The organism is Bacillus sp. FSL R9-9410, assembly GCF_038050385.1.
Taxonomy (GTDB): domain Bacteria; phylum Bacillota; class Bacilli; order Bacillales; family Bacillaceae_G; genus Bacillus_A; species Bacillus_A cereus_U.
The window spans coordinates 2,315,359-2,330,640 of the sequence record NZ_JBBOTV010000001.1 but is presented as its reverse complement, the minus strand read 5'-3'; the positions used below and the strand labels follow the sequence as shown (position 1 = coordinate 2,330,640).

Here is a 15,282-nt window from a genome sequence, read left to right as displayed (position 1 = left end):
GCACGTAGAAATTAACTTTACCAAAAAACGAAACAATATGCTATAAAAAATTTTAATTCTTTGTCGTATAACAGGAAAAAGGTGTGCATTTCGCATATAATGAAAAGTAGACGGGCATCATGTACTTTTTCATCATATTGCTTGGAAAGGCGATGGAGAAAATGAATACTCTAGATTCATTATTATTGCAACTTGAACAATATGGAGAAGAGCATGATCGACATAAAGAAAAAAGAGAAGAAAAATTAAGAAATATTTCTCGTGAAATGGGGCAGTTTTTATCAGTATTAGTAAAGGGGTGCAATGCAAAAAAAATTTTAGAAATTGGAACTTCAAATGGCTATTCTACATTGTGGCTAGCAAATGCGGTAGAAGAAACAAATGGAAATGTTATAACTGTAGAACTTTCTTCAGAACGGGTTGGAGAGGCACTTGGAAATTTTGAAAGGGCAAATCTTACACAGAGAATCGATATTCATAATCAAGAGGCTGGGGCATTTTTAGATTCGCAAGTAGATCGTTCATTTGATTTTATTTTCCTAGATTCAGAGCGCACGCAATACATGTGGTGGTGGGAACATATAAAACGTATTTTAGAGCCAAAAGGTTTTCTTGTAATTGATAATGCAACTTCTCATGCGGGGGAATTAGCTGGATTTATAAAGATGATTGAAGAAGACGTTACGTTTGAAACGGTGTTATTAGCTTTTCAAAAGGGAGCATTTGTTGCGCGGAAGAATAATTAGAAGTGGACCTAATATAATTATCACATTGAAAGATAGTATATGTCAAAAGATAGAGCATTGTATGAATTTAAGAAGGTAACTAAATGGAATTTCAAATTAATAGTCAGTGGTGATAAGTAAGGTAAGCTGTGAAGAATCCGTCTTCAGTATGTTGTTCTCTAGGTCTTAAGTCTGAGGAAAATAATGACGAGAACAGGTATACTTATACTATGAAACAGGGAATGACTGCATAAGCAGGTATTTCTTGAAAAATCGATTTCAAGCAAGCAAAAATGTATATGAAATACGATATATTAGATGAAATATAGTGCACATAAATTCGCACATATAAATAAAGGAGCGATTTTGTTGACTGAACTCGAGAAAAAAGAACCTGTATCGATTGTGAAAGATAATAATGTAGAAGTAGTAGTGGATACAGTAATAAAAGATGCAGAACTTGAAGAACTGAATAAAGAAGCAGATCTTTATGTACAAAAGTTAAATAGCGAGCAAAATACAGATTTATCAAAAGTATTGTCGCAGCTTGGAGACTTAGGGGATAAAGAGCAGCAAGCGGCAGGACAAACGCTATCAGCTTTAAAACGTCCTGTGACAGCGATGATGAATGGAAAGAATGAAGAAATTCCAAATACATTGTTAGAATTACGAAAAGTGGTATCAGAACTTGATCCAAACTCATTAAAAGCAACTGGTATGAAGAAACTTATGTTTAAAGTGTTTAAGAAAAATCCGCTTGAAAATTACGTGCATAAATATCAATCTATAGATAAGCAAATCGAGGAGATTATAAGATCACTTCTCATTGGCCGTGATAACTTGCAAGAGGATACGGTTGGTCTTGAAATGTTAAAAGAGCAATCACACGATAAAATTCACGCTCTTGATAAACAAGTATACTTAGGAAGAAAACTTGCTGGTATGCTGGAAGCTGAGAAACAAAATCCAGAACGTCAAAGGGATATTCCGTTAATAAATGATGCATTAGAAAAGATACTTGTGCGTACTCGTAATATGCAACAAGCAAAAAGTGTATTATTACAATCTATTGCATCTGTAGACATCATTAAGAAAAATAATGAAAAGCTAGCAGAAGCAATTCGCAATGCAATTACGATGACACAAAACGTTATAACGGTTTCAGCTGCAATTCAGCTCGCATTAACAAATCAACGTAAAACAATTGATGCAGTTAATGCGACAAATGAAGCGATTGAATCAATGGTATTAAGCAATTCTCAAGCATTAAAACAAAATACAGAAGAAACAACAAAACTCCTAGAAAATCCTGCAATTAGCATGGGTAAATTACGTGAATCATTCCAAAATGTATTCGCTGCTATTGAAGCATCTGAGAAATCGTCAGAGCGTATTATTGAGTCTAGTAAGAAGTTTGTAATTGAACTTGACACATTTAATGATGAGATGAAGCAGAAACTCATTCAGCGTCCAAGGAAATAACAGATCATTAGAGGAGGTGAAAAAATGAGTTTCATTCAAGGAGTATTATTACTATTAGGGTCATTACTTTTAATCGCATTTACTGTCGTTGTTTTAGTTGTATACTTCGGACGTAAACTTTATTTTTCATGGACGAAACCATATAAGAGAGCGCAAGATTCTATTGAAAAATTATCGAACAAATCAACACCGTTTTTACAAGAATTTACGCAGCACCCACTCTTTTATCGCTGGATTCGTACAGAAGGGAAAAAAGAACAAAATACATTAAATACACTTTTCTGTTCATCGGGCCAACGTACGAGAGAGCAAGTTTTCTCAATGTTACCGAAAGAAAAGCAGAAAAAAGTGCATGTGATGGCAAAAACAACGAAAAAGCTTACGAATGAAGATATTGATATTGCAACAATGAAAGTGAAAGATTTCTTGAGACAAGAATCACAGCAAACTGTTAAACCGACAGATTTATCGTTTTATAAATTGTATTTCTATGATCGATATCCAGATGCATTAAATACAATTCAAGCATATAAACGCTCGATTAATCCTTCACTACAAAGAACGGTTGATGACATTACAATTTCAGTATTAAATGCACTTCCGTACTATCAAGAACAACGAATGTTTGAACAACAACATAAACTTGAAACGTTCTTAATGAAAGATTTAACAGCGATGTTATCTTTAGTGGTGCAATTACCTCCGTCACAACGTCCTGAAAAAGAAGAAGAACTAAAAATATACTTGCAAAATTTCCAAAAAGAAATGGAAGTAGTAGAGCGTGATATTCGTGACGCCATTGATCACGATTTGAATGTGAAGATGAGAGCAGCGACAGAGAAGTTTAAGAATAAATAAAAAAGGCGCCTTAAAAGCTAAGTATTTCTCAGCTTTAAGGCGTTTTTTTTGAGATTTTATTTTGCCTTAACGGTAGTAAAACTAGAAGGAATGCTTTCATTATGCAATCGATCAACTGCAGTTACCACATACGTATACGTTTCTCCAGAAATAGCCGTTTTATCTACGTAAATTTCTCCAAGTTTTGTTTTTCTTACAGTAGTAAGTAAATGTTTTGGGTTTTGTATATCCACTTCATTTTTTCCATTCCCACGGTAAATGGCGTAATAAGAAGAGTCATTATCTCTATTGTCAATTATTCCCACAGCAATACCTTCATCTCTTGGAATGGCACCTTTTAAAGTAGGTTGTTTTGGTGGATCATGATCAAGCCAAGGCATAGGTGGAATTAATGCAGGGTGTTTATATATGTCTTTTGAGAGTCTATCTTTAATTCCAAGTGGATTGTTATTTATATCTTTTAAACTGAAATGCATACTACCTTTTATTTGTGGATATTGATGGTTTAAAGCGATTTGCTTTGGATATTCTTCTGGCTCAGACCAAGCAGGCACAGAGTTGTTATTTATTTTATAAGCCGCTTGACCGATGTATAGGTGAATCGGTTTGTTATTTGTTTCTTTTACCCACCAATCTACTAATATATCATATGCAGCAGGTATGAAACCTATATTCCAATATATTTGAGGTGTAATGTAGTCAATGTACCCTTTTTGTATCCACTCACGTGTGTCAGCATACAGGTCATCGTAGTTTCTTTGACCTGCGGTTGTATTAGAGCCAGTTGGATCGTCAGCTATATTTCGCCATACGCCAAATGGACTAATGCCAAATTTTACGTATGATTTTTCTTGTTTTATAGCAGTATTTAAACCTTTTACGAGTTCATTTACATTATTGCGACGCCAATCTTCGATAGTTGAAAAATTCTCATTATTATATGATTCAAATGTTTTTTGATCAGGAAATTCTTCGCCAACTACTTTATAAGGGTAAAAATAATCGTCCATATGAATTGCATCAACATCATAATTTTTTACGATTTCTAAAGCGCCTTCCGTTATAAAGTTTTTCACATCTGGAATACCAGGGTTGTAATATAGCTTCCCGCCGTAAGGTACAACCCAATCGGGATGTTGTCTTGCAGGGTGATTATTTGATAATCGATTTATATCAGTGTGATTCATCGTTATTCGGTATGGATTAATCCATGCGTGGAATTCTATATTTCTTTTATGTGCTTCTTCAATCATAAATGCGAGCGGGTCGTATCCAGGGTCTTTTCCTTGTGTACCCGTAATGTATTCAGACCAAGGACCGTAATTTGAAGGATAGAAAGCATCAGCAGTCGGTTTAATTTGTACAACGACTGCATGCATACCAGTGTTTTTTACATCGTCTAATAGTCTTATAAATTCTTGTTTCTGCTTTTCAATAGGTAAGCCAGTTTTTGAAGGCCAATCAATATTGAGAACAGATGCTAGCCATACAGCGCGTAATTCATGTTTTTTGTAAGTAGTATTTACTTCAGCATAAGTAGAGTGAGGGGAAATGAAAGAGAAAGGAGTAAACAATATGACGATACAGCACATCATTACTAAACGTTTCATAATCATTTATACGCCTCCCTATTATACGATTATTTAAAATAATATATGATGTTAGGTTGGCCCTGCAATTGAGAAAAATAAGTATTGAAACATTAATTTAATAGGAAAAATATTTTTAGTGAAATTTACTTTCAGTATAACTAAATCGTTTCATTTCTTCATATGCTTGTTAGTAAAGTGAAACTTTCTTTCATTTGAAAGAAACAATTTATAAGTATAGGAGGATTCAATAATGAAAGTTTTATTCGTTTGTTCTGGAGGAATGTCCAGCGCAATTGTTGTAAACGCTTTAAAAAAAGAAGCAGAGAAAAAAGGTATGAACATGGAAGTGCATGCTATTGGAACAAGTGAGGTGGAGGAAGAAGTACAGAATGGTTGGGATGTTGTAATGGTTGCACCTCAAGTTAGACATCGATTTGACGCTGTAAAAAAACTTACAGAACAAGAATCTATTCCGTGCGGTATTATTCCGCCGCAAGCATACACGCCGCTTGGTGGACCGACTTTATTAAAAACTGTAAATGAATTAATTAGTTAGTTAGGGGGAAGCGTTATGAATAAGTTTGTCACGTTTCTTGATAAAAACTTATCTGGACCGATGGCAAGGCTTTCTGAACAGAGGCATTTACAAGCAATCCGTGATGGAGTTATTTCGGCGTTACCATTTATTATCGTAGGGAGTTTCTTTTTAATAGTAGCATTTCCACCATTACCGAAAGATAGTTTCATATCAGTTTGGGCATTGAAAAATCAAACAAGTATATTAATACCATATCGTTTAACGATGTTTATTATGTCTTTATATATAGCATTTGGTATAGGATACAATTTAGCGAAAAGTTATAAGTTAGATGCTTTATCAGGGGCACAGTTAGCAGTATGCTCACTACTTTTAACATTGACGCCCGAATTAATCGATAAAAAAGGATTTATGCTTCCGATGACAAATCTCGGGGGGCATGGATTATTTGTAACGATGATCGTATCTATTTTATCAGTAGAGATTTTAAGATTTTGTAAGACGAAAAATGTAATGATTAAAATGCCAGAACAAGTACCGCCGTCTGTTTCACGTTCGTTTGAAGCACTTATACCTGCTGCATTCGTAATTATTTTAATGAGTTTAGTAACTGTCGTTTTTAGTATTGATTTACATCATGTAGTTGATAAATTAGCGGCACCGTTAGTAAAAGCTGGTGATAGTTACTTCGGTGTAATCATTCCAGTATTTTTAATTACATTTTTTTGGTCATTCGGAATCCATGGTGTGTCGGTTGTTGGAACTGTTGCCCGGCCATTATGGGAAGTATATTTAGGGAAAAATGGTGAAGCAGTTGCTAGTGGAGCAAATCAGTTGCCATTCATTTCACCAGAACCATTATACCAATGGTTTATATGGATTGGTGGTTCTGGTGCGACGTTAGGACTTGTATTAGCTATGATTGTATTTGGTCGATCAAAATATTCGAAGGCATTATCAAGAACTTGTATTGTGCCTGGTATTTTTAATATTAATGAACCTGTTATTTTCGGATTACCGATTGTACTAAATCCAATTTTAATTATCCCGTTTATCATTACACCACTCGTAACAGCAACTGTTGCATATTCAGCAACTGCGATGGGATTTGTAACGCCAACACATATTATGCCGCCGTGGACATTACCAGCTCCAATTGGCGCGTATTTAGCCACAGGTGGAGATTGGCGTGCAGTAGTATTAGTTTTTATAAACATAGCAATATCATTCCTTATTTACCTACCATTCTTTAAAATGTATGACAAAAATATGCTTGAAATTGAAAAGAATGGTGACGGGGAATCTGTTAGTCCTTAAGCTTTATACTGTTATTTTGAGTGATAGACTTTTTGTCTATCACTTCTTTCATATTAAACTGAAAGAAGGTGTAAAGGAATGAATATAAAATTTAGTTATAAAGGTGTATTTATATTATTGTTTGGAGTAATATGTGCGAATTTACTCTTAGTACCTTTATTAAGAATGCTAAATCTATCACAAATGCATAGTATATGGCTCGTTACAAGTATTGTGGCAAGTGTTTTGCTTACGATCGTTGTTTCTTTCATTGATGGCACATTTGTATCGAAAGTCCAGTTGTTTATTAGATTTATATTGTTTTCTGTAGGTTGTACGTTGTTTACTTACATAATTGTTTTTTAGTGAATAGGGGGCATGCATATTATGTATATTGCAGGGATAATGTCCGGTACATCGTTAGACGGAATAGATGTAGCGCTCGTTCATATAGAAGGAAACGGTGTAGATTCTAAAGTCGAACTCATTCATTTTACTACTGTTCCATTTTGTAAGGATATAAAAAATGAGATACAGCAGGCTTTATCAATTGATACATCTAATGTTCAATTGATATGCAGTTTGAACTTTAAGCTTGGTTTATGTTTTGCCAATGCTGTGAAGGAAGTTTGTAAAAAGGCTGATTTGTCATTGGAACAATTAGATTTAATAGGTTCTCACGGACAAACGATTTATCATCAGCCAAAGCAAGAAGGCAATAGTATTTCTTCGACATTGCAAATTGGAGAACCAGCAGTTATAGCATATGAAACGAACACTACGGTTATCTCTAATTTTCGAACGATGGATATGGCAGCAGGGGGACAAGGTGCACCACTTGTGCCATATTCAGAGGTCATTTTGTATCGTCATCAAACTAAAAATAGATTACTACAAAATATTGGCGGGATTGGTAATGTTACAGTGATTCCAAGTAAACGAAGTAATAAGAGTGTAATTGCTTTTGATACTGGCCCAGGAAATATGGTAATCGATGATGTATGTCAAAGATTATTTCAGTTGCCATATGATCAAAATGGTAGGATTGCAAAACAAGGAGTAGTTGTAGATGAAATTTTGACATATTGTATGAACCATCCATTTTTGAAAATGAATCCACCGAAATCAACTGGTAGAGAACAGTTTGGAGAAGAGTTTGTAAGTGAATTATTGAAGCGGTTTGAAAAGCATGGTAAAGAAAATCTTTTGACGACTGTCACGATGTTTACAGCAAGTTCAATTGTTCATCATTATAAGGAGTTTATTCTGCCGTATTATGAAATCGATGAAGTAATTTTAGGTGGTGGGGGCAGTTATAATCGTACACTTGTTGAAATGATACGAAATGGATTGAAGGAAGAAAAGTGCGCGATATTCATTCAAGAAGATATAGGCTATTCTTCAGAGGCGAAAGAAGCAATCGCCTTTGCGATATTAGCAAACGAAACGCATCATCGTAATCCGAGTAATGTGCCAAGCGCAACAGGTGCAAAGCAATCTGTAGTTTTAGGGAATATAACATTCCCTCCAATAAGATGATGAAAATGAGGCGAACATATGAAATATATGATTGGAGTAGATGGTGGGGGCACGAAGACAGAAGCAATTGCATTTGATCAAGACGGAAACGAAGTTGTAAGAGGTACGAGTGGGTTTGGAAATATATTAATAGATTATGAAAAAGCAGTTTCGCATATTATGGAGGCGATCGATCAATGCAAGAAAGCTTTAATAGATGGGCACTGCGTTTGTATTTGTTTAGGGTTAGCGGGTATAAGTGGAGCGAATACAAATGAATTAACATTACGATTAATAAAGAAATATGAAACGAAAATTGAAGTTTTTAATGACGCAATGATTGCACATGCAGCTGCTTTAAAAGGTAAGAATGGAATATTAACTATAGGTGGTACAGGTGCAATTTGTATAGGAAAGAAAGACGAAGTGTACGAGTATAGTGGTGGATGGGGACATATTTTAGGCGATGAAGGAAGCGGATATTGGATTGCGTTACAAGGTTTAAAGAGAATGGCAAATCAATTTGATCAAGGAGTTAGACTTTGTCCATTAAGCTTAAGGATTCAAGACGAGTTTCGACTTTTAACATCATCTCATATAAAAAGACTAGTATATAGTTCTTCAAAAGATAAAGTTGCAGCAATTGCACCATTAATTATAGAGGAAGCGAGGAATGGGAATGATGATGCACATAAAATTATTCTGCAAGCGGCTAAGGAATTAACGATAATTACGGTGAATATTTACAACAAGATGCAGTTTGATTTATCACCTTTAATTGCAGTAAGTGGCAGTATATTGCGTTTCGTTCCTGAGATATATGCTGAATTTAAGAAATGCTGTGAGAAAAGTATGGGAGAAGTTATATTCGTATCACCATCAGAAATGGCAGTGAAAGGAACATATCATTTAATGAAGGGTGTATATTTTATAAAATAGAAGTATGAGAATTTTTGTATGATTTGTAAAAATATGATGTTAAAATATACAAAGGGATGTAAAGCAAGAAAAAGTACAATATACATAGTCATTGAATATTGTATAAGTACTCCCATGTAGAAAGTGAATGATTACATGATTAATAGTATGCAATTTTTGTATTTGGTGGCTTCTTATTTATTTGGAAACATATTGACCGCTTATATAGTAACGAAATGGAAACATAATGTTGATATTCGTGAAGAAGGAAGTGGTAATCCTGGCGCAAGAAATATGGGGCGCGTATATGGAAAAGGGTATTTCGTCGCTACATTTTTAGGTGATGCGATCAAAGGGGCAATCGTAGTTTCTATTGCAAAATACCTTTTTGAAGATTCTACATTTGTAATGTTAGCTTTACTGGCTGTTATACTTGGACATATTTACCCAATTTTATTTAAAGGCAAGGGTGGAAAAGGCATTGCAACATTTATTGGAGGATTAATTGCATTTGATTATTTGATAGCGCTTACTCTTATTGCTGTTTTCATTATATTTTATTTAATCTTTAAAGGATTTACTAAGCCCGGACTAATTACAATCGCTTGTTTACCAGTTTGCATGATTTTGTATTCTTACTCTATTGTTACGACTATTTTAAGTGCACTTATCATTGTACTTATTTTATATGTAAATCGAGAATGAAATGAACTTTTAATAAGTGGAGTTAATCTCCACTTATAATTTTTATTAAATACATAAAGGAGATACAACATGGGGTTAATTTATAAAGTTGCTGATCAAGCTTGGGAATTTGAAAGTATACATAAATTGAATTATAAAACATTTGTAGAAGAAATTCCGCAACATGAAGAAACGAAAGATCGTGTTCGTATAGATCGTTTCCATGAAGAAAATACATATTTAATTTGTTTAGATGACGATAAGTTAGTAGGTATGGTTGCATTGCGAGGAAAACGACCATTCTCGTTAGATTATAAAATTCCAAATCTAGATTTTTATTTGCAAGAACATGGAGAAAATGTATATGAAATTCGTTTACTTTCAGTAGAACGTGAATATCGAAATGGAAGAGCATTGTTAGGTTTAATTCGCTTTTTACATCGTTATTTGCTTCTAAATGGATATGAATTGGCACTCATTTCTGCTACAACACGTGAACTACCTTTATATGAGCAAATGGGATTCAAATCTTTCCATACGTTAGTTGGTACTGAAGAAGCAGCCTTCCAGCCAATGTATGTTACCCCAGCTATGTTTGAAGAGTCGAGTGTTGGGGGTATTATGACGAAAGAATATACGTTTTTACCTGGTCCAGTGGATATTGAAGAAAATGTTCGAAAGGCATTTTCTACTAAGCCTATTTCGCATCGTTCTAAGTCATTTCAAGTGACAATGGAAAATGTAAAAAAACGTTTACTGCAAATGACAAAAGCAAAACGTGTGCAAATAATGTTAGGAACAGGGACGTTAGCGAATGATGCCATTGCTTTACAGTTGAATTCTTTAAAAGGGAAAGGACTAGTTTTAACAAATGGGGAATTTGGAAATAGGTTAGTGGGACATGCAACACGTGCGCAATTACATTATGATACGCATAAAAAAGAAATGGCAGAGCCGTTTCTTTATACAGAATTAGAAAAAATAATGGCAACTGGAAATTATGAATGGCTTTGGTTTGTTCACCATGAAACATCAACTGGAATGTTAAATAATTTAGAAGAACTAAACATTCTTTGTAAAAAATATCAAATGAAACTATGTGTAGATTGTATAAGCTCAATTGGAGCAATACCAATAAATTTGAAGGATGTATATTTTGCAAGTGGTGTTAGCGGAAAAGCGATTAAATCATATACAGGATTATCTTTCGTTTTTCATAACCACATTGTAAAAGTAAACGAGGCAGTACCTGCTTATATGGACATTGGTATGTACGAAGAAAATGAAAGTATCCCATACTTCCATTCATGGAATTTAATTTATGCATTGCAAGAAGCATTAAAAATATTTGAAGATGAAATGGTATTTGAAAAAATAAAAGAGACGTATACATATATTGAACAAGCTATTACTAATATGGGTTTAAATCTTGTTTCACCTAAAGAACATGCCGCGCCAATTATAGTTACCATTCAATTAAATGAAGATCAGTCTTCTAAGGCGCTAGGTGATGCGTTAGCGTTACAAGGATATATTGTTCATTATGAATCAGCGTATTTACAAAAGAATAACTGGATCCAAATTGCATGCCTGAATCATTACAAAGAACGTGATATGAAAAGGATGTTGAATTGTTTACACAGATGTACATTAAAGAATGGCGTACATATATGAGCAATGATTTTTGAACATAGTTGGTTGCGTATAAAGGGATTATTACTTACGAAAACTTAAAAATGAGACAAACAGTAGATTATAAATTATTAGAAGAGGTGTTAGCATGATAACTAAAAAACTACCATTACATATAGCAGACATTAAAAAAGCTCAAAACATTTTAGACAGAAATGCTCGTAAAACTCCTTTAGTAAAATCATTTTATTTGACTAGTAAAACAGGCGGAGAAATTCACTTAAAATTAGAAAATATGCAATTAACGGGTTCTTTTAAATTTCGTGGTGCGTTTAATAAAATGTCACAGTTGACAGATCAAGAAAAAGAGCGAGGCGTAATTGCTTGTTCCGCTGGTAATCATGCGCAAGGAGTTGCTTTATCTGCTCATTTACTTGGTATTAAGAGTAAAATTGTGATGCCGATTTCTGCACCGAAGGCGAAAGTTGAAGCAACTAGAGGATACGGATCAGAAGTGATTTTATATGGTGAAACTTTTGATGATGCGAAGGCAAAATGTGAGGAGATTATTAGGGAAACAGGTGAAACATACTTACATCCATACGATGATGTAGAGGTAATGGCTGGTCAAGGTACAATTGGTTTGGACATTCTTGATGATATGTGGGATGTTGATACGGTCATTGTACCAATTGGCGGAGGTGGAATTATTTCTGGAATTGCTGTTGCATTAAAATCTTTTAATCCATCCATTAATATAATTGGTGTACAAGCAGAAAATGTTCATGGGATGAAGGCATCTTATGACAAAGGCACGATTGTAGAACATTATGAGGCACCTACTATAGCAGATGGTTGCGCAGTTAAAATACCAGGCGATTTAACTTTTGAAGTTGTAAAAGAATTAGTAGATGATATTGTAACAGTGTCAGAAGGTGAATTAGAAGTAGCGATGAAAGACTTATTACAGCGTGGTAAAGCCGTTGTAGAAGGTGCAGGTGCATTAGCTACTGCTGCTCTACTTGCAGGGAAAGTTGATCAATATATAAAAGGAAAAAAAGTAGTAGCCGTTATATCTGGTGGAAACGTAGACTTGCAACGTATATCAAGTGTTTGTGAGCAATTTTTTGTAGCTAATGAAGTGAAATAGTATTTAAATAACATAAATTTTATGAAAGCAGAGCTAAGAAAACTAATCTTAGCTCTTACTTTTTGTCTACTGTATAGTAAATTATTATATGTAATCGTCTATATTCAAAGATAACTCAAATAATTATATCAATATTGTCGAAACAGAAACGGAAATTTAATATAATGGTTTTAATGTATGAATGAGCTGTTAGGAGGATAGGCCATGAGTAAGGAAGAACAGGTCATGAACGGTTTCAGGGAATTATATAATAAGATGGTTTGGCTAAATAAGGATAAGATGGAAGCAGGTCTGAAGGGTTTTAAGTCTTCTGAAGTACATTGCATTGAATATATTGAAAACAATACAGATTCTAACGTGACACAACTTGCAGAGGCTTTTTATGTGACTCGCGGTGCAATAAGTAGAATGACTAAGAAGCTCATAAAAAAAGGCCTTATCGAAAGTTACCAGAAATCAGAGAATAAAAAAGAGATCTATTTTAGGCTTACTGAACAAGGGAAAGAAATATATAAAATTCACGAAGAGTTGCACAATGAGTTTCAAGAGCGGGATAAAGCTGTATTTGAGCAAGTAACCGAGGCAGAATTCGACAGTATAATTAACTTCGTGGAAAAGTATAGTAGGCATTTGGATGCAGAAATAAAGAAACAAGGTATACATATTAAGTCATAATAAAGTTGAAGCATTCGGGCTTTTACGGGTAGTTAATCCCGAAAACTAACTTATTTTCCCGTTCATGCGGGATACATTTAAATAATAAAAAGGTAGCCTGTTCATAGTAAGGCTACCTTTTTATTATTGTATTTTTGTTGACTAATCAACAAAACAGAGTTATTATTTTGTTGACGAAGCAACAAAATGTTTTAAGGAGAGAAGTTAAATGTCTATTTTTAGATCACAAAATGAAAGCGAAACTGAAAAAAACATAGATAAACATGCTTTAATATTCGGCCTTATTTCTGTATTTCTTTGTGGTATAGGTTTCAGTATCATTATGCCTGTAGTGCCATTCTTAGTGCAGCCTTATATAAGTAGTCCGGAAGAACAGGTTCTAGTTGTTACGCTACTGACCTCTGTTTATGCTGTCTGCGTGTTTTTCGCTGCTCCTGTACTCGGAGCTTTGAGCGATAAATATGGCCGTCGTCCATTACTTTTAATATGCCTTTTCGGTTCTGCAATCGGGTACTTAGTTTTTGGTATAGGAGGGGCCTTATGGGTACTATTTGCTGGACGCATAATAGAAGGTATAACAGGCGGGAGTATAAGTACAATTTTCGCATATTTTGCAGATATCATTCCTCCAGAACAGAGAACGAAATACTTTGGATGGGTGAGTGCGGTGGTAGGTGTAGGAACCATCATTGGTCCAACTCTTGGGGGATTACTTGCCAAGTTTGGTCATTCTGTACCTTTATATTTTGGAGCGCTCATAACTTTATTAAATGTTTTATATGGGATGAAATATATGCCTGAGAGTCTTGACAAAAATAATAGGTTGAAAGAGATTACTTTTGTAAGGTTAAATCCTTTTGCACAGCTTGCAAACATACTTTCCATGAAAAACTTAAAATGGTTACTTGTCTCAGCGTTTTTACTTTGGATACCTAACGGATCTTTACAAGCAATTTTCACACAATTTACGATGGATACTTTTAGCTGGAAGCCTGCACTAATCGGACTTATGTTTTCAATTATGGGCTTTCAAGACATCATTTCACAAGCTTTTATAATGCCAAAGCTTTTGATCAAGCTTAGTGATAAACAAATAGCAATTCTTGGGATGGTTTCGGAGATTATTGGCTACAGTTTTATTGCCGCATCTGCTTTGTTTTCCCAATATCCTCTTCTTATCATTGGAATGTTAATGTTTGGCTTTGGTGATTCAATTTTCGGACCTTCATTCAATGGGATGCTCTCAAAGTCTGTCGATTCTAGTGAACAAGGAAGGATTCAAGGTGGAAGCCAATCTATTCAAGCTTTGGCAAGAATGATTGGTCCAATTATTGGAGGGCAAATTTATGTATCACTTGGTCATGCCGCACCTGCTTTTATGGGGATGATTCTTATAACAGTGGCAATCGCAGTTTTGTATAGGGGGACGCATGTAACTGTATAAAATACCTGCACTATTATTGTCTATATTCCTTTATTGGAATCAACTGCATAATAGATAGTTATAAGAACGAATAATAGGGTGTCGGAACTTAGGAATAAGTGCTGACACCCTATTTGTCTACAGCTTGAGAGCTAAGAGAATTTCTTATGCTTATGATAGGATTTATCCTGTAAAAGCGCAATTGATGAAGGATAATATTCAGTGGGGTGCATAGAGTTTACGTTAATTAAGGGTTGGCTTTAGTTGAAACTAGAAAAGGTAGGTAAATGACTAACTATTTTAAGTCACGTCTGAACTGAAGTAAATAATGACTCCATTTTTATTCTACTCTTTTCTCGAATTTCAGCGTCTGCATGGCGCATTACAAATTTATGCGCTATAGCGATTGCTAAAACATCATCTAATAAGCCAATCCCAATAATAGCAGCTATATCTGGAATGAAATCAATAGTTAATACGTAATAAGATAAAGCGGCTAATATTATGAATTTCGCTTTAGTAGGTAACTCTTTTTTTCTCATTGTGTAGAATAAAATAATACTTTCATATACGCTGGATTTACCAAGGTTTACAGAGCTTTTTGTGAATTTTTTCCAAAGAGTCTGTTTCTCCATATAAAAACTCCTTTCCCAAAAAATAGATTTTTTAAAAGGATGGACAAAGAAGCGAAAGAATAATCAATTTTATTGTTTTTTCTTATTGTATATTTCGATATTTATAAGCGAATACCTGTTCAAAATAAAACAATGCTTGTTAAGTGGATACGATTA

Annotated in this window: 15 protein-coding genes; 13 read left to right on the top strand and 2 right to left on the bottom strand. The window is 34.3% G+C overall.

The features are described 5' to 3' along the window. The first annotated feature begins 152 nt into the window (after positions 1-152). The 3 genes from MKX77_RS12155 (at position 153) to MKX77_RS12145 (ending at position 3,065) form a co-directional block, all read left to right on the top strand. Positions 153-746, top strand: a complete 594-nt coding sequence (locus tag MKX77_RS12155; RefSeq protein ID WP_002085565.1) for an O-methyltransferase — start codon at positions 153-155, stop codon at positions 744-746. A gap of 348 nt (positions 747-1,094) precedes the next feature. Continuing rightward, positions 1,095-2,207 (top strand): toxic anion resistance protein, encoded by a 1,113-nt coding sequence (locus MKX77_RS12150; protein WP_341306767.1) that lies wholly within the window; start codon positions 1,095-1,097, stop codon positions 2,205-2,207. A gap of 24 nt (positions 2,208-2,231) precedes the next feature. Further along, positions 2,232-3,065, top strand: a complete 834-nt coding sequence (locus MKX77_RS12145) for a DUF3974 domain-containing protein (RefSeq protein WP_341306766.1) — start codon at positions 2,232-2,234, stop codon at positions 3,063-3,065. Positions 3,066-3,121: 56 nt separating this feature from the next. Here MKX77_RS12145 and MKX77_RS12140 read toward each other — a convergent pair whose 3' ends face one another. Beyond that, on the bottom strand, positions 3,122-4,681 hold the full coding sequence (locus MKX77_RS12140) for a glycoside hydrolase family 10 protein (protein WP_341306765.1): 1,560 nt from the start codon (positions 4,679-4,681) through the stop codon (positions 3,122-3,124). A 226-nt stretch (positions 4,682-4,907) separates the two neighbouring features. Between MKX77_RS12140 and MKX77_RS12135 the strand changes: the two genes are divergently transcribed. The 10 genes from MKX77_RS12135 (at position 4,908) to MKX77_RS12090 (ending at position 14,512) form a co-directional block, all read left to right on the top strand. Continuing rightward, on the top strand, positions 4,908-5,213 hold the full coding sequence (locus MKX77_RS12135; RefSeq protein WP_341306764.1) for a PTS sugar transporter subunit IIB: 306 nt from the start codon (positions 4,908-4,910) through the stop codon (positions 5,211-5,213). A gap of 15 nt (positions 5,214-5,228) precedes the next feature. Then, on the top strand, positions 5,229-6,512 hold the full coding sequence (locus MKX77_RS12130) for a PTS sugar transporter subunit IIC (protein WP_085311089.1): 1,284 nt from the start codon (positions 5,229-5,231) through the stop codon (positions 6,510-6,512). A 78-nt stretch (positions 6,513-6,590) separates the two neighbouring features. Then, positions 6,591-6,857, top strand: a complete 267-nt coding sequence (locus MKX77_RS12125) for a hypothetical protein (protein ID WP_341306763.1) — start codon at positions 6,591-6,593, stop codon at positions 6,855-6,857. Positions 6,858-6,878: 21 nt separating this feature from the next. After that, entirely contained in the window at positions 6,879-8,030 is a 1,152-nt protein-coding gene (gene anmK / locus MKX77_RS12120) for an anhydro-N-acetylmuramic acid kinase AnmK (protein WP_341307957.1), read from the top strand. Between the two features lie 18 nt (positions 8,031-8,048). Continuing rightward, the gene (locus MKX77_RS12115; protein ID WP_061689423.1) at positions 8,049-8,948 is read left to right on the top strand and encodes a BadF/BadG/BcrA/BcrD ATPase family protein; all 900 of its coding nucleotides are present in this window, start codon (positions 8,049-8,051) and stop codon (positions 8,946-8,948) included. Positions 8,949-9,083: 135 nt separating this feature from the next. After that, the gene (gene plsY / locus MKX77_RS12110) at positions 9,084-9,632 is read left to right on the top strand and encodes a glycerol-3-phosphate 1-O-acyltransferase PlsY (RefSeq protein ID WP_341306762.1); all 549 of its coding nucleotides are present in this window, start codon (positions 9,084-9,086) and stop codon (positions 9,630-9,632) included. Positions 9,633-9,701: 69 nt separating this feature from the next. Beyond that, positions 9,702-11,285, top strand: coding sequence for an aminotransferase class V-fold PLP-dependent enzyme (locus MKX77_RS12105; RefSeq protein ID WP_341306761.1), 1,584 nt, complete (start codon positions 9,702-9,704; stop codon positions 11,283-11,285). Positions 11,286-11,391: 106 nt separating this feature from the next. Next, on the top strand, positions 11,392-12,393 hold the full coding sequence (gene tdcB / locus MKX77_RS12100) for a bifunctional threonine ammonia-lyase/L-serine ammonia-lyase TdcB (RefSeq protein WP_341306760.1): 1,002 nt from the start codon (positions 11,392-11,394) through the stop codon (positions 12,391-12,393). A 204-nt stretch (positions 12,394-12,597) separates the two neighbouring features. After that, a complete protein-coding gene (locus MKX77_RS12095) occupies positions 12,598-13,068 on the top strand; it encodes a MarR family transcriptional regulator (RefSeq protein WP_341306759.1) in 471 nt (156 codons plus the stop codon). Between the two features lie 208 nt (positions 13,069-13,276). Continuing rightward, complete coding sequence (locus MKX77_RS12090; protein ID WP_341306758.1) at positions 13,277-14,512, top strand: MFS transporter; 1,236 nt, start codon at positions 13,277-13,279, stop codon at positions 14,510-14,512. Between the two features lie 284 nt (positions 14,513-14,796). Here MKX77_RS12090 and MKX77_RS12085 read toward each other — a convergent pair whose 3' ends face one another. Then, positions 14,797-15,126, bottom strand: a complete 330-nt coding sequence (locus tag MKX77_RS12085) for a YkvA family protein (protein ID WP_341306757.1) — start codon at positions 15,124-15,126, stop codon at positions 14,797-14,799. Positions 15,127-15,282 lie beyond the last annotated feature (156 nt).

What these genes read in the sequence shown, in the direction of transcription:
- MKX77_RS12105 (WP_341306761.1), top strand. Translation starts at nt 9,702, where the DNA reads ATGGGGTTAATTTATAAAGTTGCTGATCAAGCTTGGGAATTTGAAAGT.
- MKX77_RS12145 (WP_341306766.1), top strand. Translation starts at nt 2,232, where the DNA reads ATGAGTTTCATTCAAGGAGTATTATTACTATTAGGGTCATTACTTTTA.
- MKX77_RS12095 (WP_341306759.1), top strand. Translation starts at nt 12,598, where the DNA reads ATGAGTAAGGAAGAACAGGTCATGAACGGTTTCAGGGAATTATATAAT.
- plsY (WP_341306762.1), top strand. Translation starts at nt 9,084, where the DNA reads ATGATTAATAGTATGCAATTTTTGTATTTGGTGGCTTCTTATTTATTT.
- anmK (WP_341307957.1), top strand. Translation starts at nt 6,879, where the DNA reads ATGTATATTGCAGGGATAATGTCCGGTACATCGTTAGACGGAATAGAT.
- MKX77_RS12090 (WP_341306758.1), top strand. Translation starts at nt 13,277, where the DNA reads ATGTCTATTTTTAGATCACAAAATGAAAGCGAAACTGAAAAAAACATA.
- MKX77_RS12140 (WP_341306765.1), bottom strand. Translation starts at nt 4,681, where the DNA reads ATGATTATGAAACGTTTAGTAATGATGTGCTGTATCGTCATATTGTTT.
- MKX77_RS12115 (WP_061689423.1), top strand. Translation starts at nt 8,049, where the DNA reads ATGAAATATATGATTGGAGTAGATGGTGGGGGCACGAAGACAGAAGCA.
- MKX77_RS12130 (WP_085311089.1), top strand. Translation starts at nt 5,229, where the DNA reads ATGAATAAGTTTGTCACGTTTCTTGATAAAAACTTATCTGGACCGATG.
- MKX77_RS12085 (WP_341306757.1), bottom strand. Translation starts at nt 15,126, where the DNA reads ATGGAGAAACAGACTCTTTGGAAAAAATTCACAAAAAGCTCTGTAAAC.
- tdcB (WP_341306760.1), top strand. Translation starts at nt 11,392, where the DNA reads ATGATAACTAAAAAACTACCATTACATATAGCAGACATTAAAAAAGCT.
- MKX77_RS12135 (WP_341306764.1), top strand. Translation starts at nt 4,908, where the DNA reads ATGAAAGTTTTATTCGTTTGTTCTGGAGGAATGTCCAGCGCAATTGTT.
- MKX77_RS12155 (WP_002085565.1), top strand. Translation starts at nt 153, where the DNA reads ATGGAGAAAATGAATACTCTAGATTCATTATTATTGCAACTTGAACAA.
- MKX77_RS12125 (WP_341306763.1), top strand. Translation starts at nt 6,591, where the DNA reads ATGAATATAAAATTTAGTTATAAAGGTGTATTTATATTATTGTTTGGA.